This is a genomic window from Escherichia sp. E1130, from assembly GCF_005781065.1.
Lineage (GTDB): Bacteria > Pseudomonadota > Gammaproteobacteria > Enterobacterales > Enterobacteriaceae > Escherichia.
Genome location: NZ_VATL01000008.1, coordinates 95,163 through 121,752, shown reverse-complemented (window position 1 = coordinate 121,752; position 26,590 = coordinate 95,163). Strand labels below are relative to the sequence as shown.

At 54.4% G+C, this 26,590-nt stretch carries 27 protein-coding genes; 23 read left to right on the top strand and 4 right to left on the bottom strand.

Going from position 1 to position 26,590, the window contains the following annotated elements; all coding sequences use genetic code 11:
- The first annotated feature begins 76 nt into the window (after positions 1-76).
- A complete protein-coding gene (locus FEK66_RS08695) occupies positions 77-1,120 on the top strand; it encodes a DUF1176 domain-containing protein (RefSeq protein WP_135494829.1) in 1,044 nt (347 codons plus the stop codon).
- A 51-nt stretch (positions 1,121-1,171) separates the two neighbouring features.
- On the opposite strand, the gene tkt is transcribed toward FEK66_RS08695, so the two are convergent.
- A complete protein-coding gene (gene tkt / locus FEK66_RS08690) occupies positions 1,172-3,175 on the bottom strand; it encodes a transketolase (protein WP_138211446.1) in 2,004 nt (667 codons plus the stop codon).
- Between the two features lie 20 nt (positions 3,176-3,195).
- Positions 3,196-4,146 carry a transaldolase gene (gene tal, locus FEK66_RS08685; protein WP_130207425.1) on the bottom strand — a complete coding sequence of 317 codons (951 nt, stop codon included), beginning with the start codon at positions 4,144-4,146 and terminating at the stop codon, positions 3,196-3,198.
- A 287-nt stretch (positions 4,147-4,433) separates the two neighbouring features.
- On the opposite strand from tal, the gene maeB reads away from it, so the two are divergent.
- From maeB to eutR, 18 genes are all read left to right on the top strand, one after another.
- Positions 4,434-6,713: an NADP-dependent oxaloacetate-decarboxylating malate dehydrogenase gene (gene maeB, locus FEK66_RS08680; protein WP_135494827.1), complete on the top strand. Its 2,280-nt coding sequence runs from the start codon at positions 4,434-4,436 to the stop codon at positions 6,711-6,713.
- Between the two features lie 286 nt (positions 6,714-6,999).
- Positions 7,000-7,335 (top strand): ethanolamine utilization microcompartment protein EutS, encoded by a 336-nt coding sequence (eutS, locus tag FEK66_RS08675; protein WP_000356956.1) that lies wholly within the window; start codon positions 7,000-7,002, stop codon positions 7,333-7,335.
- A gap of 12 nt (positions 7,336-7,347) precedes the next feature.
- Positions 7,348-7,827 (top strand): ethanolamine utilization acetate kinase EutP, encoded by a 480-nt coding sequence (eutP, locus tag FEK66_RS08670; RefSeq protein ID WP_000820758.1) that lies wholly within the window; start codon positions 7,348-7,350, stop codon positions 7,825-7,827.
- The gene (gene eutQ / locus FEK66_RS08665) at positions 7,802-8,503 is read left to right on the top strand and encodes an ethanolamine utilization acetate kinase EutQ (protein ID WP_130222003.1); all 702 of its coding nucleotides are present in this window, start codon (positions 7,802-7,804) and stop codon (positions 8,501-8,503) included. Before eutP ends, eutQ begins: the two co-directional genes overlap by 26 nt.
- Positions 8,500-9,303, top strand: coding sequence for an ethanolamine utilization cob(I)yrinic acid a,c-diamide adenosyltransferase EutT (eutT, locus tag FEK66_RS08660; RefSeq protein WP_135494825.1), 804 nt, complete (start codon positions 8,500-8,502; stop codon positions 9,301-9,303). The genes eutQ and eutT overlap by 4 nt, the downstream gene beginning before the upstream one ends.
- Complete coding sequence (pta, locus tag FEK66_RS08655; protein WP_138211445.1) at positions 9,300-10,316, top strand: phosphate acetyltransferase; 1,017 nt, start codon at positions 9,300-9,302, stop codon at positions 10,314-10,316. Before eutT ends, pta begins: the two co-directional genes overlap by 4 nt.
- A gap of 38 nt (positions 10,317-10,354) precedes the next feature.
- Positions 10,355-10,648, top strand: a complete 294-nt coding sequence (gene eutM, locus FEK66_RS08650) for an ethanolamine utilization microcompartment protein EutM (protein WP_000387713.1) — start codon at positions 10,355-10,357, stop codon at positions 10,646-10,648.
- A 106-nt stretch (positions 10,649-10,754) separates the two neighbouring features.
- Complete coding sequence (eutN, locus tag FEK66_RS08645) at positions 10,755-11,042, top strand: ethanolamine utilization microcompartment protein EutN (protein WP_130207415.1); 288 nt, start codon at positions 10,755-10,757, stop codon at positions 11,040-11,042.
- Positions 11,043-11,053: 11 nt separating this feature from the next.
- A complete protein-coding gene (locus FEK66_RS08640; RefSeq protein ID WP_131162094.1) occupies positions 11,054-12,457 on the top strand; it encodes an aldehyde dehydrogenase family protein in 1,404 nt (467 codons plus the stop codon).
- A 10-nt stretch (positions 12,458-12,467) separates the two neighbouring features.
- The gene (gene eutJ / locus FEK66_RS08635) at positions 12,468-13,304 is read left to right on the top strand and encodes an ethanolamine utilization protein EutJ (protein ID WP_001551440.1); all 837 of its coding nucleotides are present in this window, start codon (positions 12,468-12,470) and stop codon (positions 13,302-13,304) included.
- Complete coding sequence (eutG, locus tag FEK66_RS08630) at positions 13,294-14,481, top strand: ethanolamine utilization ethanol dehydrogenase EutG (protein ID WP_135486910.1); 1,188 nt, start codon at positions 13,294-13,296, stop codon at positions 14,479-14,481. Before eutJ ends, eutG begins: the two co-directional genes overlap by 11 nt.
- A gap of 116 nt (positions 14,482-14,597) precedes the next feature.
- Positions 14,598-15,824 carry an ethanolamine utilization protein EutH gene (eutH, locus tag FEK66_RS08625; protein ID WP_130260661.1) on the top strand — a complete coding sequence of 409 codons (1,227 nt, stop codon included), beginning with the start codon at positions 14,598-14,600 and terminating at the stop codon, positions 15,822-15,824.
- Positions 15,821-17,224, top strand: a complete 1,404-nt coding sequence (eutA, locus tag FEK66_RS08620) for an ethanolamine ammonia-lyase reactivating factor EutA (protein WP_135494823.1) — start codon at positions 15,821-15,823, stop codon at positions 17,222-17,224. The genes eutH and eutA overlap by 4 nt, the downstream gene beginning before the upstream one ends.
- A gap of 11 nt (positions 17,225-17,235) precedes the next feature.
- Entirely contained in the window at positions 17,236-18,597 is a 1,362-nt protein-coding gene (gene eutB / locus FEK66_RS08615) for an ethanolamine ammonia-lyase subunit alpha (RefSeq protein WP_000769975.1), read from the top strand.
- Positions 18,598-18,617: 20 nt separating this feature from the next.
- Positions 18,618-19,505, top strand: a complete 888-nt coding sequence (gene eutC / locus FEK66_RS08610; RefSeq protein ID WP_135492878.1) for an ethanolamine ammonia-lyase subunit beta — start codon at positions 18,618-18,620, stop codon at positions 19,503-19,505.
- A 9-nt stretch (positions 19,506-19,514) separates the two neighbouring features.
- Positions 19,515-20,174: an ethanolamine utilization microcompartment protein EutL gene (eutL, locus tag FEK66_RS08605; RefSeq protein WP_001111027.1), complete on the top strand. Its 660-nt coding sequence runs from the start codon at positions 19,515-19,517 to the stop codon at positions 20,172-20,174.
- 12 nt (positions 20,175-20,186) lie between these two features.
- Positions 20,187-20,687, top strand: coding sequence for an ethanolamine utilization microcompartment protein EutK (eutK, locus tag FEK66_RS08600; RefSeq protein WP_130207402.1), 501 nt, complete (start codon positions 20,187-20,189; stop codon positions 20,685-20,687).
- A 45-nt stretch (positions 20,688-20,732) separates the two neighbouring features.
- Positions 20,733-21,785: an HTH-type transcriptional regulator EutR gene (gene eutR, locus FEK66_RS08595; protein ID WP_130207400.1), complete on the top strand. Its 1,053-nt coding sequence runs from the start codon at positions 20,733-20,735 to the stop codon at positions 21,783-21,785.
- A gap of 5 nt (positions 21,786-21,790) precedes the next feature.
- Here eutR and hemF read toward each other — a convergent pair whose 3' ends face one another.
- Both hemF and amiA read right to left on the bottom strand, forming a co-directional pair.
- Complete coding sequence (gene hemF / locus FEK66_RS08590; protein WP_130207398.1) at positions 21,791-22,690, bottom strand: oxygen-dependent coproporphyrinogen oxidase; 900 nt, start codon at positions 22,688-22,690, stop codon at positions 21,791-21,793.
- Positions 22,691-22,693: 3 nt separating this feature from the next.
- Positions 22,694-23,563 (bottom strand): N-acetylmuramoyl-L-alanine amidase AmiA, encoded by an 870-nt coding sequence (gene amiA, locus FEK66_RS08585; RefSeq protein ID WP_130207396.1) that lies wholly within the window; start codon positions 23,561-23,563, stop codon positions 22,694-22,696.
- 213 nt (positions 23,564-23,776) lie between these two features.
- On the opposite strand from amiA, the gene FEK66_RS08580 reads away from it, so the two are divergent.
- From FEK66_RS08580 to yfeX, 4 genes are all read left to right on the top strand, one after another.
- Positions 23,777-24,202 (top strand): GNAT family acetyltransferase, encoded by a 426-nt coding sequence (locus tag FEK66_RS08580; protein WP_000406000.1) that lies wholly within the window; start codon positions 23,777-23,779, stop codon positions 24,200-24,202.
- The gene (locus tag FEK66_RS08575; protein ID WP_130207394.1) at positions 24,189-24,638 is read left to right on the top strand and encodes a DUF2919 domain-containing protein; all 450 of its coding nucleotides are present in this window, start codon (positions 24,189-24,191) and stop codon (positions 24,636-24,638) included. Before FEK66_RS08580 ends, FEK66_RS08575 begins: the two co-directional genes overlap by 14 nt.
- A 206-nt stretch (positions 24,639-24,844) precedes the next feature.
- Positions 24,845-25,417 (top strand): RpoE-regulated lipoprotein, encoded by a 573-nt coding sequence (locus FEK66_RS08570; RefSeq protein WP_135494819.1) that lies wholly within the window; start codon positions 24,845-24,847, stop codon positions 25,415-25,417.
- Between the two features lie 95 nt (positions 25,418-25,512).
- Positions 25,513-26,412, top strand: a complete 900-nt coding sequence (yfeX, locus tag FEK66_RS08565) for a porphyrinogen peroxidase (RefSeq protein WP_000084590.1) — start codon at positions 25,513-25,515, stop codon at positions 26,410-26,412.
- Positions 26,413-26,590 lie beyond the last annotated feature (178 nt).

The following is a 26,590-nucleotide window of genomic DNA, read 5'->3' as shown; positions in this document are numbered from 1 at the left end:
CCGATTGAGCCGCGCTACCTGCGCAACGAAGATACGACTTGTGCTGTTTGTTTGAACTTCTGGGGTCGTACCGTCCATGCGCTATCGCATTTTTCTTCTCTTTTTTTTCGCTTTGTTGCCGACGTCTTTGGCGTGGGCGGCACCAGCGCAACGGGCGTTTTCCGACTGGCAGGTCACCTGTAATAACCAAAACTTCTGTGTGGCACGCAATACTGGCGATCATAATGGACTGGTGATGACCCTGAGCCGCAGCGCCGGGGCGCATACCGACGCCGTTTTACGTATTGAGCGCGGCGGGTTGAAATCACCGGATGTGTCGGAAGGGGAAATAGCGCCACGGCTGCTGTTAGATGGTGAGCCGTTGGCGTTAAGTGGTGACAAGTGGCGGATTTCACCATGGTTATTAGTAACCGATGATACGGCAACCATCACCGCGTTTTTGCAGATGATTCAGGAAGGGAAGGCAATCACCTTACGCGATGGCGATCAGACCATTTCTTTGAATGGCTTAAAAGCGGCGTTGTTGTTTATTGATGCCCAGCAAAAGCGCGTTGGCAGTGAAACCGCGTGGATAAAGAAAGGGGACGAACCGCCGCTCAGCGTACCGCCCGCGCCTGCGCTGAAAGAGGTCGCGGTGGTTAACCCAACGCCGACACCACTCTCACTCGAAGAACGTAACGATTTGCTGGATTATGGTAACTGGCGGATGAATGGTCTGTGCTGCTCGCTTGATCCGTTGCGTCGTGAAGTGAGCGTTACGGCACTGACCGATGATAAAGCATTAATGATGATTAGCTGTGAGGCTGGTGCTTATAACACCATTGATTTGGCATGGATTGTATCGCGTAAAAAGCCACTGGCCTCGCGGCCGGTACGGTTACGTTTGCCGTTCAACAACGGTCAGGAGACGAATGAACTGGAGTTGATGAACGCAACATTTGATGAAAAAACGCGTGAACTGGTGACCTTAGCGAAAGGTCGCGGATTAAGCGATTGTGGCATTCAGGCGCGCTGGCGTTTTGACGGCCAGCGTTTTCGCCTGGTGCGTTACGCCGCAGAACCGACCTGCGATAACTGGCATGGGCCAGACGCCTGGCCCACGTTGTGGATCACCCGTTAAACATCATGGCGGGGACAGGTAGGCCGGATAAGACGCATCCGGCAATCAGCATCAGGCACCTTTCACTCCCAGCACCTTATGCGCTTTTGCCACAATATTCTCGGCGGTAAAGCCAAAGAACGGGAACAGCTTATCCGCCGGAGCAGATTCCCCGTAACTCGTCATCCCGACAATCGCCCCTTTCAAACCAACATATTTGTACCAGTAATCGGCTATACCCGCTTCTACCGCCACGCGGGCCGCAACGTTAGAAGGCAACACCGACTCGCGATATTCCTCATTCTGGGCGTCGAAAATATCGGTCGAGGGCAGGGAAACCACGCGAACATTGCGACCTTCTCCCGCCAGTTTCTCTGCGGCCTGTAGGGTGATTTCCATCTCTGAACCGGTAGCAATCAAAATGATATCCGGCTTGCCGCCGCTGTCTTTCAACACATAACCACCACGAGCAATCTCTTTTACCTGATCCGGTGTTCGTTCTACCTGTGCCAGATTCTGCCTGGAGAGGATCAGCGCCGTCGGTCCGTTGTGGCGCTCAACCGCCAGCTTCCAGCCCACCGCTGCTTCCACCTGATCGCACGGTCGCCAGGTGCTGAAATTCGGCGTTAAGCGCAGACTTGCCAGTTGCTCCACCGCCTGGTGCGTCGGACCATCTTCGCCCAGACCAATTGAGTCGTGGGTATAAACCATAATCTGCCGCGCTTTCATCAGTGCCGCCATCCGCGCGGCGTTACGGGCGTATTCAACAAACATCAGAAACGTTGCGGTATACGGCACAAAGCCACCGTGGTGTGCAATGCCGTTGGCAATAGCAGTCATACCAAATTCGCGTACCCCGTAGTGAATATAATTCCCTGCGGGATCTTCCTTCAGCGACACAGACCCTTTCCAGATGGTGAGATTACTTGGGGCCAGATCCGCCGAACCGCCAAGCAGCTCCGGCAGCATAGGGCCGTAGGCGTTAAGCGTATTTTGCGACGCTTTACGGGTAGCGATTTTCGCCGGATTCGCCTGCAACTCATTGATATATTTCTGAGTGGTTTTCTCCCAGTCCTTCGGCAGACCACCGCTCATTCGGCGAGTAAACTCTTCTGCAAGTTGTGGATGGGCCTTTTTATAAGCGGCAAACTTCTCATTCCAGCTCTGCTGGGCTTTTTCACCTTTTTCGCGGGCATCCCAGGCGTGATAAATCTCTTTGGGGATCTCAAAGGGTGGATGATGCCAGCCCAATTTTTGCCGTGCCAGCGCGACTTCTTCTTCGCCCAGCGGAGCACCGTGGGCCTCTTCCTTACCCGCTTTATTAGGCGAACCAAAGCCAATCACCGTGCGGCAGATAATCAGCGATGGTTTATCTTTCACGCTTTGCGCTTCGAGGATCGCTTCCTTGACCGCCTGCGGATCGTGGCCGTCGATCTCGTGGACAACATGCCAGTGGTAGGCTTCAAACCGTTTTGCCGTATCGTCGGTAAACCAGCCTTCGGTTTCACCATCAATCGAAATACCGTTGTGATCGTAAAAGCCGATCAGCTTGCCGAGTCCCAGCGTTCCTGCCAGCGAACAGACTTCGTGAGAGATACCTTCCATCAGACAGCCGTCGCCCATAAACACATAGGTGAAGTGATCGACAATCTCATGATCCGGCTGGTTAAACTGCGCTGCCAGCGTGCGCTCCGCTATCGCCAGTCCAACCGCGTTCGCCAAACCTTGTCCAAGTGGACCGGTGGTGGTTTCAACACCTGGCGTATAGCCAATCTCCGGGTGACCTGGGGTTTTCGAATGCAACTGACGGAAATTTTTCAGTTCTTCCAGCGGCAGGTCATAACCAGTCAGATGTAGCAAACTGTAGAGCAACATCGAGGCGTGACCGTTGGAAAGAATAAAGCGGTCGCGGTTATACCAGGTCGGATCGGTGGGGTTATGTTTGAGAAAGTCGTTCCACAGCACTTCGGCAATATCGGCCATGCCCATCGGCGCGCCGGGATGACCGGAATTGGCTTTTTGCACCGCATCCATACTGAGCGCGCGAATCGCATTGGCAAGGTCTTTTCGGGACATAAAACACTCCGTGGCTGGTTTTAGAATTTGGCGGCAAGAAGATCTTCCAGTTTGCGTTGATCAACGGCGAACAGGCGGATGCCTTCAGACAGTTTTTCTACCGCCATCGGATCCTGATTGTGCTCCCAACGAAATTCCGCTTCGCTCATCGGGGAGGGGCGAGGGAAGGATTGCGATGCCGGGATCAGTTTGCGAACCACTGGCGAAACCTTTTCCTGCAACTCCTTCAGCAAATTCGGCGCGATGGTCAGACGGTCACATCCGGTTAACGCGAGGATTTGTTCGGTACGACGGAAGCTGGCACCCATCACAATGGTTTCGTAGCGATGCTGCTTATAGTAGTCGTAGATGTTGCGCACAGATTTGACACCCGGATCTTCCTCTACCACATACGGGTCCATCGGTTTGCGCGCCTGATACCAGTCATAAATACGACCTACAAACGGCGAAATCAGAAAAACGCCCGCTTCTGCACAGGCCCGTGCCTGAGCAAAGGAAAACAGCAGCGTCAGGTTGCAGTTAATGCCTTCTTTTTCCAGTTCTTCTGCTGCGCGAATTCCTTCCCAGGTGGAGGCCAGCTTGATCAGAATGCGAGATCTCTCAATGCCCTGTTGTTGGTACAACTCCACGAGATGGCGTGCTTTTTCGATACTTTTTTCTTTGTCAAAAGAGAGGCGTGCGTCAACTTCTGTCGACACGCGACCGGGTACGATTTTGAGAATTTCTGTACCGAAATTGACTGCCAGTTTGTCGCAGGCCGCGATGACTTGTTGTTCCTGGGTCTTGCCATTTTTTTTACCCCAGGCAATAGCATCGTCTATTAAATGTTCATATTGTGATAAACCGGCAGCCTTGAGTAACAGCGAAGGATTGGTGGTGGCATCCTGGGGATGATAATGGCGAATGGACTCAATATCACCGCTGTCTGCCACGACAGTGGTGAACTGTTTGATGCCGTCTAACTCGTTCATAGGAAATACTCCTTGAAAAGTAAAGTGTTAGATGAGTGCGTTAATTCACACTTCTGAGAAATTTCGCTAAACGCATCAAAAAAGCATAGCAGACAGGCATGGTATTGCTGGATGAAGCAGGTAACATCAGTGTTATGGGATTATTACCAAAACATTATTTGATGGGGGAGAGTTTGGGCTTGCTCAGAGTCTCGAAGCTCCGGCAAGGTAATAATGTGCGCCACGTTGTGGGCTGAGGCAGTTGCCCACACCTATTTTTGTGAACGTTACGTGAAAGGAACAACCAAATGGATGAGCAGTTAAAACAAAGTGCACTTGATTTCCATGAATTTCCTGTACCAGGAAAAATCCAGGTTTCTCCGACCAAACCTCTGGCAACCCAGCGCGATCTGGCGCTGGCCTATTCACCGGGTGTCGCCGCGCCTTGTCTTGAAATCGAAAAAGATCCGTTAAACGCCTACAAATATACCGCGCGCGGTAACCTGGTGGCAGTTATCTCTAACGGTACGGCGGTGCTGGGGTTGGGTAATATTGGCGCGCTGGCAGGCAAACCGGTGATGGAAGGTAAGGGCGTTCTGTTTAAGAAATTCGCCGGGATAGATGTGTTTGACATCGAAGTTGATGAACTCGACCCGGACAAATTTATCGAAGTGGTCGCCGCACTTGAGCCGACCTTCGGCGGTATCAACCTCGAAGATATTAAAGCGCCAGAATGTTTCTATATTGAACAGAAACTGCGCCAGCGGATGAACATTCCGGTATTCCATGACGACCAACACGGGACGGCAATCATCAGCACCGCCGCCATTCTCAACGGATTACGCGTAGTAGAGAAAAATATCTCCGACGTACGGATGGTAGTTTCTGGTGCGGGCGCAGCGGCAATTGCCTGTATGAACCTGCTGGTGGCGCTGGGTCTGCAAAAACATAACATCGTGGTGTGCGACTCAAAAGGTGTTATTTATCAGGGCCGTGAGCCGAACATGGCGGAAACCAAAGCGGCTTACGCGGTGGTGGATGACGGCAAACGTACCCTCGACGATGTGATTGAAGGCGCGGATATTTTCCTTGGTTGTTCCGGCCCGAAAGTGCTGACTCAGGAAATGGTGAAGAAAATGGCCCGCGCGCCGATGATCCTGGCGTTGGCGAACCCAGAACCGGAAATTCTGCCGCCGCTGGCGAAAGAAGTGCGTCCGGATGCCATCATCTGTACCGGTCGTTCCGACTATCCGAACCAGGTTAACAACGTGCTTTGCTTCCCGTTCATCTTCCGAGGCGCGCTGGATGTTGGCGCAACGGCTATCAATGAAGAGATGAAACTGGCGGCAGTCCGCGCGATTGCGGAACTGGCCCATGCCGAACAGAGCGAAGTGGTGGCTTCTGCGTATGGCGATCAGGATCTGAGCTTTGGCCCTGAATACATCATTCCAAAACCGTTCGATCCGCGTCTGATCGTTAAGATCGCCCCAGCGGTCGCTAAAGCGGCGATGGAGTCCGGCGTGGCGACGCGCCCGATTGCCGATTTTGACGTCTACATCGACAAGCTGACCGAGTTCGTTTACAAAACCAACCTGTTTATGAAGCCGATATTCTCCCAGGCTCGCAAAGCGCCGAAGCGCGTTGTTCTGCCGGAAGGGGAAGAGGCGCGCGTTCTGCATGCGACGCAGGAACTGGTAACCCTGGGACTGGCAAAACCGATCCTTATTGGCCGTCCGAACGTGATCGAAATGCGTATTCAGAAACTGGGCTTGCAGATCAAAGCGGGCGTTGATTTTGAGATCGTCAATAACGAATCCGATCCACGCTTTAAAGAGTACTGGAGCGAATACTTCCAGATCATGAAGCGCCGTGGTGTTACTCAGGAACAGGCACAACGTGCGCTGATCAGCAACCCGACGGTGATCGGTGCGATCATGGTTCAGCGTGGTGAAGCCGATGCGATGATCTGCGGAACGGTGGGCGATTATCACGAACACTTTAGCGTAGTGAAAAATGTCTTTGGTTATCGCGATGGCGTTCACACCGCAGGCGCAATGAACGCGCTGTTGCTGCCGAGTGGTAACACCTTTATTGCTGATACCTATGTTAATGATGACCCAGACGCAGAAGAGCTGGCGGAGATCACGCTGATGGCGGCAGAAACTGTCCGTCGTTTCGGTATTGAGCCGCGTGTTGCTCTGTTGTCGCATTCCAACTTCGGTTCTTCTGACTGCCCGTCGTCGAGCAAAATGCGTCAAGCGCTGGAGCTGGTCAGGGAACGTGCGCCTGAGCTGATGATTGATGGCGAAATGCACGGTGATGCGGCGCTGGTAGAAGCGATTCGCAACGACCGTATGCCGGACAGCACCCTGAAAGGTTCCGCTAATATTCTGGTGATGCCGAACATGGAAGCTGCTCGTATTAGTTACAACTTACTGCGCGTTTCCAGCTCGGAAGGTGTCACCGTCGGCCCGGTGCTGATGGGCGTGGCGAAACCGGTTCACGTGTTAACACCGATCGCGTCAGTGCGTCGTATCGTCAACATGGTGGCGCTCGCCGTGGTTGAAGCGCAAACCCAACCGCTGTAATTCTTGCTTAACTATCACGCTTACCCTGAGTAATTCGGGGTAAGCGATTTTTATATTATTAATACGTCTTACTGCTTTTACTAATAGCAAATAAATTACCCGACATAAAATAAAGCAATATTTTTATATTTATTCATGCTCTGCATATGAAAGTTTATGTATCACGGTAAATATCTCTCCATTCTTAGTGATCTACCTCACCTTTTAAACACGCTTGCCGAATTTTGTTATTTACTCTGACGAAAAATTGTCACGATACACGCACGTTTTTTACAGGCGGCGACTCATGGACAAAGAACGCATCATTCAGGAATTTGTACCCGGGAAACAGGTCACGCTGGCGCATCTGATTGCGCATCCGGGTGAAGAACTGGCGAAGAAAATCGGCGTTCCGGATGCTGGCGCAATTGGCATTATGACGCTAACTCCCGGCGAAACAGCGATGATTGCCGGTGATTTAGCATTAAAAGCTGCCGATGTACACATCGGTTTTCTCGACCGTTTTAGCGGCGCGCTGGTGATTTATGGCTCGGTGGGCGCAGTAGAAGAAGCGTTATCACAAACCGTCAGTGGTTTAGGACGCTTATTAAATTATACGCTGTGTGAAATGACTAAAAGTTAATACGAGGCATTCATGAAACGAATTGCGTTTGTGGGTAGCGTCGGGGCAGGAAAAACAACGTTATTTAATGCGTTGCAGGGAGATTATACCCTCGCCAGAAAAACACAGGCCGTGGAATTTAATGATAATGGCGATATTGATACTCCGGGTGAATATTTTAGCCATCCCCGTTGGTATCACGCCTTAATAACCACGCTACAGGATGTGGACATGCTGATATATGTCCACGGCGCAAATGATCCAGAAAGCCGATTACCTGCCGGGCTGCTGGATATTGGCGCCAGTAAACGGCAAATCGCCGTCATCAGTAAAACGGACATGCCGGATGCTGACGTCACCGCAACGCGACAGTTATTGCTTGAGACTGGCTTTGAAGAGCCAATTTTCGCGCTAAACAACCATGACCCGCAAAGCGTGCAGCAACTGGTGGATTATCTGGCATCTCTCACCGAACAGGAGGAAGCAGGTGAAAAAACTCATCACAGCGAATGATATTCGTGAAGCACACGCGCGCGGCGAACAGGCAATGTCCGTGGTTCTGCGCGCCAGCATTATTACCCCTGAAGCGCGCGAAGTGGCGGATCTACTGGGTTTTACCATCACCGAGTGCGATGAATCGACGCCTGTAACGGCATCCGTTCCCGTCAGTGCATCAGCCGATAAAACCGAAAGCCAGCGCATCCGCGAAACCATCATTGCCCAGCTGCCAGAAGGCCAGTTTACCGAAAGCCTGGTCGCACAGCTGATGGAAAAAGTGATGAAGGAAAAACAGTCACTGGAGCAGGGCGCGATGCAGCCGAGCTTCAAATCGGTGACCGGCAAAGGCGGCATCAAAGTGATTGATGGCAGCAGCGTCAAGTTTGGCCGTTTCGATGGCGCTGAACCGCACTGCGTGGGCTTAACTGATCTTGTGACCGGAGACGACGGCAGCAGTATGGCCGCTGGTTTCATGCAGTGGGACAACGCCTTCTTCCCGTGGACCCTGAACTACGACGAAATCGACATGGTGCTGGAAGGGGAGCTGCATGTTCGCCACGAAGGCGAAACCATGATTGCCAAAGCGGGCGATGTGATGTTTATCCCGAAAGGATCCAGCATCGAATTTGGTACGACATCCAGCGTGAAATTCCTGTATGTCGCCTGGCCGGCTAACTGGCAATCCCTATGAAAGATTTCATCACCGAAGCATGGCTAAGAGCGAACCATACGCTCAGCGAAGGCGCAGAGATCCATCTCCCTGCGGACAGTCGCCTGACGCCCTCTGCCCGGGAGTTGCTGGAAAGCCGCCATCTGCGCATCAAGTTTATTGACGAGCAGGGTAGCCTGTTTGTTGATGATGAACAGCAGCAGCCGCAGCCCGTTCACGGGCTGACCAGTAGCGATGAACATCCGCAGGCGTGCTGCGAACTGTGCCGCCAGCCGGTGGCGAAAAAACCAGACACACTGACTCATCTGTCGGCGGAAAAAATGGTTGCCAAAAGCGATCCGCGCCTGGGTTTTCGCGCTGTTCTCGACAGCACCATTGCGCTGGCTGTGTGGCTGCAAATTGAACTGGCGGAACCGTGGCAGCCGTGGCTGGCGGATATTCGCTCGCGTCTTGGCAACATTATGCGTGCCGATGCGCTGGGGGAACCGCTGGGCTGCCAGGCGATTGTCGGGCTTTCTGACGAAGATCTGCATCGACTTTCTCACCAGCCGCTGCGCTATCTCGACCACGATCATCTGGTGCCGGAAGCCAGCCACGGGCGCGATGCGGCGTTGCTGAATCTGCTACGTACCAAAGTGCGTGAAACCGAAACCGTAGCGGCGCAGGTGTTTATCACCCGCAGTTTTGACGTATTTCGCCCGGACATCTTGCAGGCGCTGAACCGCCTTTCGAGCACAGTTTACGTGATGATGATCCTGAGCGTAACGAAGCAGCCGCTAACGGTGAAGCAGATCCAACAACGACTGGGGGAGACGCAATGATTATTGAACGTTGTCGTGAACTGGCGTTGGGAGCGCCCGCCAGAGTGGTTTTTCCGGATGCGTTAGATCAACGTGTGCTGAAAGCTGCGCAATATTTACATCAACAAGGTCTGGCAACGCCCATTCTGGTCGCCAATCCGTTTGAACTTCGTCAGTTTGCGCTCAGTCACGGCGTGGCGATGGACGGGCTACAGGTGATTGATCCGCATGGCAACCTCGCAATGCGGGAAGAATTTGCTCATCGCTGGCTGGCCCGCGCGGGCGAAAAAACGCCGCCGGATGCGCTGGAAAAACTCACCGAACCGCTGATGTTCGCCGCCGCAATGGTCAGCGCCGGTAAAGCGGATGTCTGTATCGCGGGCAACCTCTCTTCCACGGCGAATGTGCTGCGTGCCGGATTACGCATTATTGGCTTGCAGTCTGGCTGTAAAACGCTCTCTTCCATTTTCCTGATGCTGCCACAGTACAGCGGTCCGGCGTTGGGCTTTGCCGATTGCAGCGTGGTGCCGCAGCCGACGGCGGCGCAGCTGGCGGATATTGCGCTTGCCAGCGCCGAAACCTGGCAGGCCATCACCGGAGAAGAGCCGCGCGTGGCGATGCTGTCGTTTTCCAGCAACGGTAGCGCCCGTCACCCCTGCGTTGCCAATGTGCAACAGGCGACAGAAATCGTCCGTGAACGCGCACCGCAGTTGGTAGTCGATGGCGAGTTGCAGTTTGACGCCGCTTTCGTGCCGGATGTCGCGGCGCAAAAAGCGCCTGCCAGCCCGCTACAGGGCAAAGCCAATGTGATGATTTTTCCGTCGCTGGAAGCCGGAAATATTGGCTACAAAATCGCACAACGGCTTGGCGGGTATCGTGCCGTCGGGCCATTGATACAAGGACTTGCCGCGCCGATGCACGATCTCTCTCGTGGTTGTAGCGTGCAGGAAATTATCGAACTGGCGCTGGTGGCAGCCGTACCGCGTCAGACAGAAGTGAACCGCGAAAGCAGTTTACAAACACTGGTTGAATGAACGGTCCCGTTCTGGACCCTGATAAAGAGGAAAACACAATGGAAGCATTAGGAATGATCGAAACCCGGGGCCTGGTTGCACTGATTGAGGCTTCTGACGCGATGGTGAAAGCTGCGCGCGTCAAACTGGTCGGCGTGAAGCAGATTGGCGGCGGCCTGTGCACTGCGATGGTTCGCGGTGATGTTGCAGCCTGTAAAGCCGCGACCGATGCTGGTGCCGCAGCGGCACAGCGTATTGGCGAGCTGGTATCTGTACACGTTATCCCGCGTCCGCACGGCGACCTGGAAGAAGTCTTCCCGATCGGCCTGAAAGGCGACAGCAGCAACCTGTAATCACCCTGTGTGACGTCGATTCGGGCGTCACGCTCTCTCCTTTTTCATTTTACCTTCCGCGGAGGGTAGGGGGAGCTTTTACCTGAAATACGCCACGGAGGCGGGTATGAAACTGGCAATCGTCACTGGACAAATTGTTTGTACCGTACGCCATCACGGACTGGCGCATGACAAATTGCTGATGGTGGAAATGATTGATCCACAAGGTAATCCTGACGGGCAATGTGCCGTCGCCATCGACAATATTGGCGCGGGAACCGGGGAGTGGGTGTTGCTGGTGAGTGGCAGTTCCGCCCGCCAGGCGCATAAAAGCGAAACGTCACCGGTCGATCTGTGCGTGATTGGCATCGTCGATGAGGTGGTGTCTGGCGGTCAGGTTATTTTCCACAAATAAGGCAGAACATCATGAATCAACAGGATATTGAACAGGTGGTGAAAGCGGTACTGCTGAAAATGCAAAGCAGTGGCACACCGCCCGCCGCCGTTCATGAGATGGGCGTTTTCGCTTCCCTGGATGACGCCGTTGCGGCAGCCAAAATTGCCCAGCAAGGATTAAAAAGTGTGGCAATGCGCCAGTTGGCGATAACAGCCATTCGTGAAGCAGGCGAAAAGCACGCCAGAGATTTAGCGGAACTTGCCGTCAGTGAAACCGGTATGGGCCGCGTTGAAGATAAATTTGCCAAAAACGTCGCCCAGGCGCGCGGTACGCCAGGTATTGAGTGTCTCTCTCCGCAGGTGCTGACGGGTGACAACGGCCTGACCTTAATTGAAAACGCGCCCTGGGGCGTGGTGGCTTCGGTGACGCCTTCCACTAACCCGGCGGCAACCGTAATTAACAACGCCATCAGCCTGATTGCCGCGGGCAACAGCGTCATTTTTGCCCCGCATCCGGCGGCGAAAAAAGTCTCCCAGCGGGCGATTACGCTGCTCAACCAGGCGATTGTTGCCGCAGGCGGGCCGGAAAACTTATTGGTTACCGTGGCCAATCCGGATATCGAAACCGCGCAACGCTTGTTCAAGTTTCCGGGCATCGGCCTGCTGGTAGTGACGGGCGGCGAAGCGGTAGTGGAAGCGGCGCGCAAACACACCAATAAACGCCTGATTGCCGCAGGTGCCGGTAACCCGCCAGTGGTGGTGGATGAAACCGCCGACCTCGCCCGTGCCGCTCAGTCCATCGTCAAAGGCGCTTCTTTCGATAACAACATCATCTGTGCCGATGAAAAGGTGCTGATTGTTGTTGATAGCGTAGCCGATGAACTGATGCGTCTGATGGAAGGCCAGCACGCGGTGAAACTGACCACAGAGCAGGCGCAGCAGCTGCAACCGGTGTTGCTGAAAAATATCGACGAGCGCGGAAAAGGCTCCGTCAGCCGTGACTGGGTTGGTCGCGATGCGGCGAAAATCGCGGCGGCAATCGGCCTGAACGTCCCGTCAGAAACGCGTTTGCTGTTTGTGGAAACCACCGCAGAACATCCGTTTGCCGTGACCGAACTGATGATGCCGGTGCTGCCCGTCGTGCGCGTCGCCAACGTGGCGGATGCCATTGCGCTGGCGGTGAAACTGGAAGGCGGTTGCCACCACACGGCGGCGATGCACTCGCGCAATATCGAAAACATGAACCAGATGGCAAACGCTATTGATACCAGCATTTTCGTCAAAAACGGACCGTGCATTGCCGGGCTGGGGCTGGGCGGGGAAGGTTGGACCACCATGACCATCACCACGCCAACCGGTGAAGGGGTAACCAGCGCGCGTACTTTTGTCCGTCTGCGTCGCTGTGTATTAGTCGATGCGTTTCGCATTGTTTAAGGAGTAACCGATGGCGCACGACGAACAATGGCTCACCCCGCGTTTGCAAACGGCGGCAACGCTGTGTAACCAGACGCCCGCCGCGACGGAATCTCCGCTGTGGCTGGGGGTGGATCTGGGCACCTGCGATGTGGTGTCGATGGTTGTCGATCGCGACGGTCAGCCGGTGGCGGTATGCCTCGACTGGGCCGATGTGGTCCGCGACGGCATCGTCTGGGATTTCTTCGGCGCTGTCACCATTGTTCGTCGCCATCTCGACACGCTTGAGCAGCAATTCGGTCGCCGTTTTAGCCATGCGGCGACCTCATTTCCTCCTGGTACGGACCCGCGTATATCCATCAACGTGCTGGAATCCGCCGGGCTGGAAGTGAGCCATGTGCTGGATGAGCCAACTGCCGTGGCGGATCTGCTGCAACTGGATAACGCAGGTGTAGTGGATATCGGCGGCGGCACCACCGGCATTGCCATCGTGAAAAAGGGCAAGGTGACTTACTCGGCGGATGAAGCCACCGGCGGACATCACATCTCTCTGACTCTCGCCGGAAATCGCCGTATTTCGCTGGAAGAGGCAGAGCAGTACAAGCGCGGACATGGTGAAGAGATTTGGCCTGCGGTGAAACCGGTGTACGAAAAAATGGCGGACATTGTCGCCCGGCATATTGAAGGGCAGGGCATTACTGATTTATGGCTGGCGGGCGGCTCCTGTATGCAACCGGGCGTGGCGGAACTGTTTCGCAAACAATTCCCGGCGTTACAGGTGCATCTACCGCAGCACAGTTTGTTTATGACCCCGCTGGCGATCGCCAGTAGTGGGCGAGAGAAAGCGGAGGGGATCTATGCAAAATGAATTGCAGACCGCGCTCTTTCAGGCGTTCGATACCCTGAATCTGCAACGGGTAAAAACATTTAGCGTCCCGCCTGTCACACTCTGCGGTCTGGGCGCAGTGAGCAGTTGCGGGCAGGAAGCACAAACGCGCGGGCTGAAACATTTGTTTGTGATGGCGGATGGCTTTTTGCATCAGTCGGGGATGACCGCCGGGCTGATTCGCAGTCTGACCGTCAAAGGTATCGCTATGACGCTCTGGCCGTGTCCGGTGGGCGAACCGTGCATTACAGACGTGTGCGCAGCCGTGGCGCAGCTGCGTGAATCAGGCTGCGATGGTGTCATCGCGTTTGGCGGTGGCTCGGTGCTCGATGCAGCGAAAGCCGTAGCGTTGCTGGTGACGAATTCCGATAGCACGCTGGCAAAAATGTCAGAAACCAGCGTTCTGCAACCACGATTGCCGTTAATTGCCATTCCAACGACCGCCGGAACCGGCTCTGAAACGACTAACGTGACGGTGATTATCGATGCGGTAAGCGGGCGCAAACAGGTGTTAGCACATGCCTCGCTGATGCCGGATGTCGCGATTCTCGACGCTGCGCTAACCGAAGGCGTGCCGTCGCATGTCACGGCGATGACTGGCATCGATGCGTTAACTCACGCCATTGAAGCGTATAGCGCGCTGAACGCCACCCCATTTACCGACAGTCTGGCGATTGGCGCCATTGCGATGATTGGTCAATCGCTGCCGAAAGCGGTGGGCTACGGTCACGACCTTGCCGCTCGCGAGAGTATGTTGCTGGCTTCATGTATGGCGGGAATGGCGTTTTCTAGCGCCGGGCTTGGGTTATGCCACGCGATGGCGCATCAGCCAGGGGCGGCGCTGCATATTCCGCACGGTCTGGCGAACGCCATGTTGCTGCCAACGGTGATGGAATTTAACCGGATGGTTTGTCGCGAACGCTTTAGCCAGGTTGGTCGGGCGCTGCGAACTAAAAAATCCGACGATCGTGACGCTATTAATGCGGTAAGTGAGCTGATAGCGGAAGTTGGGATCAACAAGCGGCTGGCTGATGTGGGTGCAACAACCGGGCATTACGGTGCATGGGCGCAGGCCGCGCAGGAAGATATTTGTCTGCGTAGCAACCCGCGTACCGCCAGCCTGGAGCAGATTGTCGGCCTGTACGCAGCGGCGCAATAAATGCCGGATGCGACGCTTGTCGCGTCTTATCCGGCCTGGGGGATTGCACATGTAGGGCGGATAAGGCGTTTACGCCGTATCCGCCAATAAATAACAACTAACAGGGAGTAAAGGCGATGGGAATTAACGAAATCATCATGTACATCATGATGTTCTTTATGCTGATAGCTGCCGTAGACAGGATCCTGTCGCAGTTCGGCGGTTCTGCACGTTTCCTCGGTAAGTTCGGTAAAAGTATCGAAGGATCCGGCGGGCAGTTCGAAGAAGGTTTTATGGCAATGGGCGCACTGGGCCTGGCGATGGTCGGTATGACCGCGCTGGCACCGGTACTGGCCCACGTACTCGGGCCGGTGATCATCCCGGTTTACGAAATGCTCGGCGCCAACCCGTCAATGTTCGCCGGTACGCTGCTGGCGTGCGATATGGGCGGCTTCTTCCTCGCCAAAGAGCTGGCGGGCGGCGACGTAGCAGCGTGGCTATACTCTGGGTTAATTCTCGGGTCGATGATGGGGCCAACGATTGTGTTTTCCATTCCGGTGGCGCTCGGCATTATCGAACCTTCTGACCGTCGTTATCTGGCGCTCGGTGTGCTGGCCGGCATTGTGACCATTCCAATTGGCTGTATTGCTGGTGGTCTGGTAGCTATGTATTCCGGCGTGCAAATCAACGGCCAGCCTGTGGAATTCACCTTTGCCCTGATCCTGATGAACATGATCCCGGTACTGATCGTCGCGGTACTGGTGGCGCTGGGGCTGAAATTCATCCCGGAAAAAATGATCAACGGCTTCCAGATCTTCGCCAAATTCCTCGTTGCATTGATTACCCTCGGCCTTGCTGCCGCGGTGGTGAAATTCCTGCTTGGCTGGGAACTGATCCCGGGCCTGGATCCGATCTTCATGGCCCCTGGCGATAAACCAGGTGAGGTGATGCGCGCCATTGAAGTTATCGGTTCTATCTCCTGCGTGCTGTTAGGGGCATATCCGATGGTGCTGTTGCTGACCCGCTGGTTTGAAAAACCGCTGATGAGCGTCGGTAAAGTGCTGAATATGAACAATATCGCGGCAGCTGGCATGGTGGCAACGCTTGCTAACAACATCCCGATGTTCGGCATGATGAAGCAGATGGATACCCGCGGCAAAGTCATCAACTGCGCCTTCGCCGTTTCCGCTGCTTTCGCCCTGGGCGACCACTTAGGCTTCGCCGCTGCCAACATGAACGCCATGATCTTCCCGATGATTGTCGGCAAATTGATCGGCGGCGTTACGGCGATTGGCGTGGCGATGATGCTGGTACCAAAAGAAGACGCGACTGCGGCTAAAGCCGAAGTGGAGGCGCAATCGTGAACACTCGCCAGCTACTAAGCGTCGGTATCGATATCGGCACCACCACCACCCAGGTGATTTTCTCCCACCTGGAGCTGGTTAACCGTGCGGCGGTGTCGCAGGTGCCGCGCTACGAATTCATCAAACGCGAAATTAGCTGGCAAAGCCCGGTGTTCTTTACCCCTGTCGATAAACAGGGCGGTTTAAAAGAAGCGGAGCTGAAAACTTTAATCCTCGAGCAATATCAGGCTGCGGGCATTGCACCGGAAAGCGTTGATTCCGGTGCCATCATCATTACTGGCGAAAGTGCAAAAACCCGCAATGCCCGTCCGGCGGTGATGACGCTCTCCCAGTCGCTGGGGGATTTTGTGGTCGCCAGCGCCGGACCGCATCTCGAATCTGTGATCGCGGGTCACGGTGCCGGGGCGCAAATACTCTCTGAACAACGGCTGTGTCGGGTACTGAATATCGACATCGGCGGCGGCACGGCGAACTACGCCCTGTTCGATGCCGGAAAAATCAGTGGTACTGCCTGCCTCAACGTCGGCGGTCGCCTGCTGGAAACCGACAGCCAGGGGCGCGTGGTGTACGCCCATAAACCGGGGCAGATGATTGTGGATGAGTGTTTCGGCGCAGGCACTGACGCCCGTTCGCTGACTGGCGCGCAGCTGGTGCAGGTTACCCGGCGGATGGCGGAACTGATTGTCGAAGTGATTGACGGAACGCTCTCGCCGCTCGCGCAGGCATTGATGCAAACCGGTTTACTGCCCGCAGGTGTTACGCCCGAAATCATTACGCTTTCTGGCGGCGTGGGCGAATGTTATCGCCACCAGCCCGCCGATCCGTTCTGTTTTGCCGATATTGGCCCGCTTCTGGCAACGGCGCTGCATGACCATCCGCGCCTGCGTGAGATGAACGTGCAGTTTCCGGCGCAAACCGTGCGCGCCACGGTGATTGGCGCGGGCGCACATACTCTTTCGCTCTCTGGCAGCACAATCTGGCTGGAGGGCGTACAACTGCCGCTGCGTAATTTGCCGGTGGCGATCCCAATTGATGAAACGGATCTGGTGAGTGCCTGGCAACAGGCGCTGATTCAGCTGGATCTTGATCCCAAAACTGACGCGTACGTGCTGGCGCTTCCCGCCTCGCTGCCTGTGCGTTACGCCGCGGTACTGACGGTCATCAACGCGCTGGTCGATTTCGTCGCGCGTTTTCCGAATCCGCATCCCCTGCTGGTGGTGGCCGGGCAGGACTTTGGTAAAGCTCTGGGCATGTTGTTGCGCCCACAGCTACAACAACTCCCGTTGGCAGTCATTGACGAAGTGATTGTCCGCGCGGGGGACTATATCGACATTGGTACGCCTCTTTTTGGCGGATCGGTTGTGCCGGTGACGGTGAAATCACTCGCATTTCCTTCCTGAGGGAACGACTTATGAAACTAAAGACCACATTGTTCGGCAATGTATATCAGTTTAAGGATGTAAAAGAGGTGCTGGCTAAAGCCAACGAACTGCGTTCGGGGGATGTGCTGGCGGGCGTTGCAGCGGCAAGCTCACAGGAGCGCGTGGCGGCAAAGCAGGTGTTGTCGGAAATGACCGTAGCGGACATCCGCAATAATCCGGTGATTGCCTATGAAGATGACTGCGTCACGCGGCTGATTCAGGACGACGTTAACGAAACGGCCTACAACCAGATTAAAAACTGGAGCATCAGCGAACTGCGTGAGTATGTGCTGAGCGATGAAACCAGCGTGGACGACATTGCCTTTACCCGCAAAGGGCTGACCTCGGAAGTGGTCGCAGCGGTAGCGAAGATTTGCTCCAACGCGGACCTGATCTACGGCGCGAAGAAAATGCCGGTGATCAAAAAGGCCAATACCACCATCGGTATTCCGGGCACCTTTAGCGCCCGTTTGCAGCCGAACGATACCCGTGACGACGTGCAAAGTATCGCCGCGCAAATCTACGAAGGGCTTTCCTTCGGGGTGGGCGATGCGGTGATCGGCGTTAACCCAGTGACTGACGACGTGGAAAACTTAAGCCGCGTGTTGGATACCATCTATGGCGTGATCGACAAATACAACATTCCGACCCAGGGCTGCGTGCTGGCGCACGTCACTACCCAGATTGAAGCGATTCGTCGCGGCGCGCCGGGCGGGCTGATTTTCCAGAGTATTTGCGGCAGCGAAAAAGGGCTGAAAGAGTTTGGCGTGGAACTGGCGATGCTCGATGAAGCGCGCGCAGTGGGCGCGGAGTTCAACCGTATCGCCGGGGAAAACTGCCTCTACTTCGAAACCGGACAAGGTTCTGCGCTGTCCGCAGGTGCTAACTTCGGCGCTGACCAGGTGACGATGGAAGCGCGTAACTATGGGCTGGCGCGTCATTACGATCCGTTTATCGTCAACACCGTGGTCGGCTTTATTGGGCCGGAGTATCTCTACAACGACCGCCAGATTATTCGTGCGGGCTTAGAAGATCACTTTATGGGCAAGCTGAGCGGCATCTCTATGGGCTGTGACTGCTGCTACACCAACCACGCTGACGCTGACCAGAACCTCAACGAAAACCTGATGATCCTGCTCGCCACCGCAGGCTGCAACTACATCATGGGGATGCCGCTGGGCGATGACATCATGCTCAACTACCAGACCACGGCGTTCCACGATACCGCCACTGTGCGTCAGTTACTCAACCTGCGTCCGTCACCGGAGTTTGAACGCTGGCTGGAAAGCATGGGCATTATGGCAAACGGTCGCCTGACCAAACGGGCGGGCGATCCGTCACTGTTCTTCTGATGACGCGGAGATAACACATCATGGATCAAAAACAGATTGAAGAAATTGTACGCAGCGTGATGGCGTCAATGGGACAAGCGGCCCCCGCGCCGTCAGAAGCAAAGTGCGCCACCACCACCTGTGCGACACCAGTGACCTCGGAAAGCTGTGTGCTGGATTTAGGTTCCGCTGAAGCGAAGGCGTGGATTGGCGTTGAAAATCCGCATCGCGCAGACGTATTAACAGAACTGCGCCGCAGCACCGTGGCCCGCGTTTGTACCGGTCGTGCTGGTCCGCGTCCGCGTACCCAGGCGCTGCTGCGTTTCCTGGCCGATCACTCTCGTTCGAAAGATACCGTACTGAAAGAAGTGCCGGAAGAGTGGGTGAAAGCGCAGGGCTTGCTGGAAGTGCGCTCTGAAATTAGCGACAAAAATCTCTACCTGACTCGCCCGGATATGGGTCGCCGCCTGTGTGCAGAAGCTGTTGAAGCCCTGAAATCACAGTGTGTCGCCAGTCCGGACGTACAGGTCGTTATTTCTGATGGCCTGTCTACTGACGCGATCACCGTGAATTATGAAGAGATCCTGCCACCGCTGATGGCGGGCCTGAAACAGGCTGGTTTGAAAGTCGGCACGCCGTTCTTTGTGCGTTACGGTCGCGTGAAAATTGAAGATCAGATCGGTGAGATCCTCGGCGCGAAAGTAGTGATCCTGCTGGTGGGCGAACGCCCGGGGTTAGGGCAGTCAGAAAGTCTTTCCTGCTACGCCGTTTACTCACCGCGTATGGCGACCACCGTTGAGGCCGATCGCACCTGTATCTCTAACATTCACCAGGGCGGCACGCCGCCAGTTGAAGCCGCAGCAGTTATTGTGGATTTGGCGAAACGTATGCTGGAGCAGAAAGCATCCGGCATCAACATGACCCGATAAGGAGGCATCATGCCAGCTTTAGATTTGATTCGACCGTCGGTCACCGCCATGCGGGTGATTGCCTCCGTTAACGCCGATTTTGCGCGTGAGCTGAAATTGCCGCCGCATATTCGTAGCCTTGGGCTGATTTCCGCCGACTCCGATGACGTCACCTACATTGCCGCTGATGAAGCGACCAAACAGGCGATGGTGGAAGTGGTGTATGGCCGCTCGCTGTATGCAGGAGCCGCACACGGCCCGTCACCGACTGCCGGTGAAGTGCTGATTATGCTGGGCGGGCCAAACCCGGCGGAAGTGCGTGCTGGTCTGGATGCAATGGTTGCGCATATTGAAAACGGTGCGGCCTTCCAGTGGGCCAACGATGCGCAAGATACGGCATTCCTTGCACATGTGGTTTCGCGCACTGGTTCTTATCTCTCTTCCACTGCGGGTATTACGCTTGGCGATCCGATGGCGTATCTGGTGGCGCCGCCGCTGGAAGCGACTTATGGCATTGATGCAGCGTTAAAATCTGCCGACGTGCAACTGGTGACTTATGTCCCGCCGCCGTCAGAAACCAACTATTCCGCCGCATTCTTAACGGGAAGCCAGGCGGCGTGTAAAGCGGCCTGTAATGCCTTTACCGATGCAGTGCTGGAAATCGCGCGGAATCCAATCCAGCGTGCGTAACGGAGGTTGCCGATGATCAATGCACTGGGATTGCTGGAAGTGGACGGCATGGTCGCAGCAATCGATGCGGCGGATGCGATGCTGAAAGCGGCCAACGTACGTCTGCTCAGTCATGAAGTACTTGACCCTGGCAGGTTGACGCTGGTGGTGGAAGGCGATCTGGCGGCGTGTCGTGCGGCGCTGGACGCAGGTTGTGCTGCTGCGATGCGTACCGGGCGCGTCATTAGCCGCAAGGAGATCGGTCGGCCAGACGATGACACCCAGTGGCTGGTTACTGGCTTTAACCGCCAGCCGAAGCAAGCTGTAAAGGAACCCTGCGTGCCAGCTATCGTTGCGGAATCTGCTGACGAGTTGTTGGCGCTGTTAACATCAGTACGTCAGGGAATGACGGCAGGAGAAGTGGCTGCCCACTTTGGCTGGCCGTTGGAAAAAGCCAGAAATGCGCTCGAACAGCTCTTTTCTGCCGGGACGTTACGTAAACGCAGTAGTCGTTATCGTCTCAAGCCCCATTAATCTGTCGGAGGTGCCGGGTGTCATATAACACCCGGCATTAACATCATGAAAAAGCCCCGTACAGCTAATTTGCACCATCTTTATCATGAACCCTTATCCGAAAACCTGAAGCTTACGCCGAAGGTCGAAGTGGATAATGTTCATCAACGACAGACAACGGATGTCTATGAACATGCTTTGACGATTACCGCCTGGCAGCAGATTTACGATCAGCTGCATCCGGGCAAGTTTCATGGTGAATTTACGGAAATTCTGCTTGATGATATTCAGGTTTTCCGTGAATACACCGGTCTGGCACTGCGTCAGTCGTGCCTGGTCTGGCCGAACTCTTTCTGGTTTGGTATTCCGGCGACACGCGGCGAACAGGGATTTATCGGCTCACAATGCCTGGGACGCGCGGAAATTGCCACGCGCCCTGGCGGCACCGAGTTTGAACTGAGTACACCAGATGATTATACGATCCTTGGCGTAGTGCTTTCTGAAGATGTCATTACCCGGCAGGCTAACTTTTTGCATAACCCGGAAAGGGTGCTGCATATGTTACGTAACCAGTCGGCGCTGGAAGTGAAAGATCAGCATAAAGCCGCGCTGTGGGGCTTTGTCCAACAGGCGTTGGCGACATTTTGCGAGAACCCGGAGAATCTTCATCAGCCTGCGGTGCGTAAAGTGCTGGGGGATAATTTGCTGATGGCGATGGGGGCGATGCTGGAAGAAGCGCAACCAATGGTGACAGCGGAAAGTATTAGTCATCAGAGTTACCGACGTTTGCTTTCCCGCGCCCGTGAATATGTGCTGGAAAACATGTCCGAACCGGTAACCGTACTGGACTTGTGTAATCAACTGCACGTCAGCCGCCGCACCTTACAAAACGCATTTCACGCTATTTTGGGCATTGGCCCGAATGCGTGGCTAAAACGCATTCGCCTGAACGCCGTGCGCCGTGAGCTGATTAGTCCGTGGTCGCAAAGTATGACGGTAAAAGACGCCGCCATGCAGTGGGGATTCTGGCATCTGGGGCAATTCGCCACGGATTATCAGCAACTGTTTGCCGAGAAGCCGTCACTGACACTGCATCAGCGGATGCAGGAGTTGGGATGAGGGAGTTACACCCAATCCCTGACCTTAATAAACTCACTCAACGCTGCTTCCGGGCTGCCTGCTTCTGGCTGATAATCATACTCCCAGCGTACCAGTGGCGGCATCGACATCAGAATAGACTCGGTGCGCCCGCCGGTTTGTAAGCCAAACAGCGTCCCGCGATCCCATACCAGGTTGAACTCGACATAGCGCCCGCGGCGGTACAACTGGAAATTGCGCTCGCGTTCGCCGTATTCCATTGCTTTACGCCGTTCAACAATCGGTAAGTAAGCGTCGGTGTAGCCTTTGCCTACCGCCTGCATAAAGGCAAAACAGTGGTCGAAATCTGGCGTGTTCAGATCATCAAAGAACAGCCCGCCAATGCCGCGCTGTTCGTTGCGATGTTTGAGGTAGAAGTAATCGTCGCACCACTTTTTGTAACGGGGATAAACGTCTTCACCAAATGGCAGGCACAGGTCACGGGCAGTGCGATGCCAGTGAATGGCGTCGTCTTCAAAACCATAGAATGGAGTTAAGTCGAAGCCGCCGCCAAACCACCAGACGGGATCGGCCCCCGGTTTTTCGGCAATAAAAAACCGCACATTCGCGTGGCTGGTGGGAACGTACGGATTATGCGGATGCACTACCAGCGATACGCCCATCGCCTCGAAACTGCGCCCGGCAAGTTCCGGGCGATGAGCGGTCGCGGAAGCGGGCATCGCGTTGCCGTGGACGTGAGAAAAGTTGACGCCCGCCTGTTCGAAAACACCACCATTACGCAACACCCGACTACGCCCGCCGCCACCAGCTTCACGTTGCCAGCTATCTTCGACAAACTCTGCGCCATCTACGGCGGCCAGTTGCTGGCAAATTGTATCCTGAAGGTCGAGAAGGAACTGTCTAACCTGGTGTGCGTCGGGTTTCATCACTTACCGCTTTTTCGAGTGTGCTTTCTGGTTATCAAACCAGTGGAAATAACTGATCACGCCTTCAGCAATCGCTGTGGCGATTTTCTGACGAAACGCCGCCGTGCCTAATAGCCGTTCTTCTTCCGGGTTGGTGATAAACGAAGTTTCCACCAGCACCGAAGGAACCGACGGTGATTTCAACACCACAAATGCCGCTTGTTCGGTGTTGCGGCTGTGCAGTTTATGCACCGGCTTAATCTTCTTCAGAATATGCGAGCCGAGCGTCAGACTATTTTTAATGGTATCTGTTTGCACCAGATCAAACAGCACTTGTTGCAATAGGTGATCCCTGTCGGTCGCCTTTTTCCCGGCAACTTCATCAGCACGGTTTTCGCGTTCCGACAAATATTTTGCCATCGCGCTACTTGCGCCACGGTTAGAGAGGGCAAAGACCGATGCACCAGCGGCTTTCGGGTTGGTAAAGCCGTCGGCGTGAATTGACATAAACAGGTCAGCGCCATGTTTATGGGCGATTTCAACGCGATCGTACAGTGGAATAAAGGTATCGCCAGAACGCGTCAGCCGCGCATCAATGCCATGATTGCGCAAAATTGAACGGACGTTTTTGGCAATCGCCAGCACCACGTGTTTTTCTTTTGACCCGTTGCGGCCAATCGCCCCGGTATCAATCCCGCCGTGACCCGGATCGAGAACGACTATCCGCTTGCCCCCAGCTTTTTTGGCTTTCGGCTTAGTGTGTCCGTTGCTGGTTTTTAAAGGTTCTTCTTTGGCGATGGCTTGTGACATTCCTGACAACGTCAGGGCAGCCAATCCGGCTTTCAGCACCTGGCGGCGCGAAGTGAGTGTTTTTAGTGGTTTAAAAGTGCTCATACGGCCTGAGTTGTAATAATGAAGTTCCAGATGTTATATCGTATCGCGTAATCCGTTACGACGGTTTGCTGGTGAGAATTGTTTTACTTTTCATTTCAATAAATGACAACGCGTCATTATGCCACTTTTTCAACCGATTTTCGTCAGATATTGGCTAATTCGGTCGTTCACGCCATAATCACCCTTTTAACCCCCAAAAAGGTAACTCATACCATGGAGATACGCGTATTTCGCCAGGAAGATTTCGAAGAGGTCATCACCCTTTGGGAGCGTTGCGACTTGCTGCGTCCGTGGAACGATCCGGAAATGGACATCGAACGCAAGATGAACCATGACGTCAGTTTGTTCCTGGTCGCGGAAGTGAATGGTGAAGTGGTGGGAACGGTGATGGGCGGTTATGACGGGCATCGTGGGTCTGCTTATTATCTTGGCGTGCATCCGGAGTTTCGCGGGCGCGGCATTGCTAACGCGTTGCTTAATCGGCTGGAGAAAAAGCTCATTGCCCGCGGTTGCCCGAAAATTCAGATCAACGTGCCGGAAGACAATGACATGGTGCTCGGAATGTACGAACGCCTGGGATACGAACACGCTGATGTGCTGAGTCTGGGTAAGCGTTTGATTGAAGATGAAGAGTACTGAGTTTCATCCTGTCCATTATGATGCGCACGGACGCCTGCGTTTACCCTTCCTTTTCTGGCTTGTGCTACTGCTTCAGGCGCGAACCTGGGTGCTGTTTGTGATTGCCGGTGCGTCGCGTGAGCAGGGTACTGCGCTGTTGAATCTGTTTTATCCCGATCATGATAATTTCTGGCTGGGGTTAATTCCCGGCATTCCAGCAGTGCTGGCGTTTTTGCTGAGTGGTCGGCGGGCGACGTTTCCCCGTATCTGGCATGGGCTCTATTTTCTGTTGCTGTTGGCGCAAGTGGTTTTACTTTGCTGGCAACCGTGGCTGTGGCTGAACGGTGAATCGGTTAGCGGAATCGGTCTGGCGCTGGTAGTGGCGGATATTGTGGCGTTAATCTGGCTGCTGACCAATCGACGTTTACGCGCTTGTTTTAATGAAGAAAAAGAATAACGCAGAGGTGCGCTTTGTTTATGCCGGATGCGGCGTGAACGCCTTATCCGGCCTACAAAACATCGAAAATTCAAGATATTGCAGGAAAAAGCAGGCCTGATAAGCGTAGCGCATCAGGCAATTTTGTGTTTGTCATCTACCTCTAACGGCACTTTTTTGCAAATTTGCACTCCAAGCAACGTTATTGAATAACCAAAGGAAGTGAGATGAAATCGCTGCGTTTAATGTTATGCGCTATGCCGTTGATGCTGACCGGCTGTTCCACTATGTCGTCAGTTAACTGGTCTGCCGCTAATCCGTGGAACTGGTTTGGTTCATCTACCAAAGTGAGCGAGCAGGGCGTGGGTGAATTAACGGCGTCCACACCATTACAAGAACAAGCTATTGCCGATGCGCTTGATGGTGATTATCGCCTGCGCAGCGGAATGAAAACCGCTAACGGTAATGTAGTGCGCTTTTTTGAAGTGATGAAAGGCGACAGCGTGGCGATGGTCATCAATGGTGAGCAAGGTACAATCAGCCGCATTGACGTTTCAGATAGCGATATTCCTGCGGACTCCGGTGTTAAAATCGGTACACCGTTTAGCGACCTTTACAGCAAAGCATTTGGCAATTGCCAAAAAGCAGATGGTGATGATCGTGCTGTCGAATGTAAAGCTGAAGGCAGTCAACATATTAGCTACCAGTTCAGCGGTGAATGGAGTGGTCCTGAAGGGTTAATGCCTTCGGACGATACCTTGAAAAACTGGAAAGTCAGTAAAATTATCTGGCGACGTTAATTTGCGTCTGAGCAAACCGCTAATCACAAAAAACACGTAAAATAGCGCCCAACAATGCCACGGATTGCGTGGCATTATTATTTTCAGGAGGAACAATGTCTCAGGTTCAGAGTGGCATTTTGCCAGAACATTGCCGCGCGGCGATTTGGATCGAAGCCAACGTAAAAGGGGAAGTTGATGCCCTGCGTGCGGCCAGTAAAACATTTGCCGACAAACTGGCAACTTTTGAAGCGAAATTCCCGGACGCACATCTTGGTGCAGTCGTTGCCTTTGGTAACAACACCTGGCGTGCTCTGAGCGGCGGCGTTGGTGCCGAAGAGCTGAAAGATTTTCCGGGCTACGGCAAAGGTCTTGCGCCGACCACTCAGTTCGATGTGTTAATCCACATTCTTTCTCTGCGTCATGACGTAAACTTCTCTGTCGCCCAGGCGGCGATGGAAGCCTTTGGTGACTGCATTGAAGTGAAAGAAGAGATCCACGGCTTTCGTTGGGTGGAAGAGCGTGACCTGAGCGGCTTTGTTGACGGCACAGAAAACCCGGCGGGTGAAGAGACGCGTCGCGAAGTTGCGGTTATCAAAGACGGCGTGGATGCGGGCGGCAGCTATGTGTTTGTGCAGCGTTGGGAGCACAACCTGAAGCAACTCAACCGTATGAGCGTTCACGATCAGGAGATGATGATCGGCCGTACCAAAGAAGCCAACGAAGAGATTGATGGCGACGAACGTCCGGAAACTTCTCACCTGACCCGTGTTGATCTGAAAGAAGATGGCAAAGGACTGAAGATTGTTCGTCAGAGCCTGCCGTACGGCACCGCCAGTGGCACTCACGGTCTGTACTTCTGCGCCTACTGCGCGCGTCTGCATAACATTGAGCAGCAACTGCTGAGCATGTTTGGCGATACCGATGGCAAACGTGATGCGATGTTGCGTTTTACCAAACCGGTAACCGGCGGCTATTACTTCGCGCCGTCGCTGGACAAGCTGATGGCGCTGTAAGCGTTTCTGATTCGATGATTAAAGGTCAGCCAATAGCATTACTGACTGGCTTCAGATTGTTGATAAAGTGCGCGTTGTACACGCCGGATGCGACGTAAACGTCTTATCCGGCCTACAAATCGTGCGAATTCAATACATTGCAGGGGCCGCGTAGGCCTGATAAGCGTAGCGCATCAGG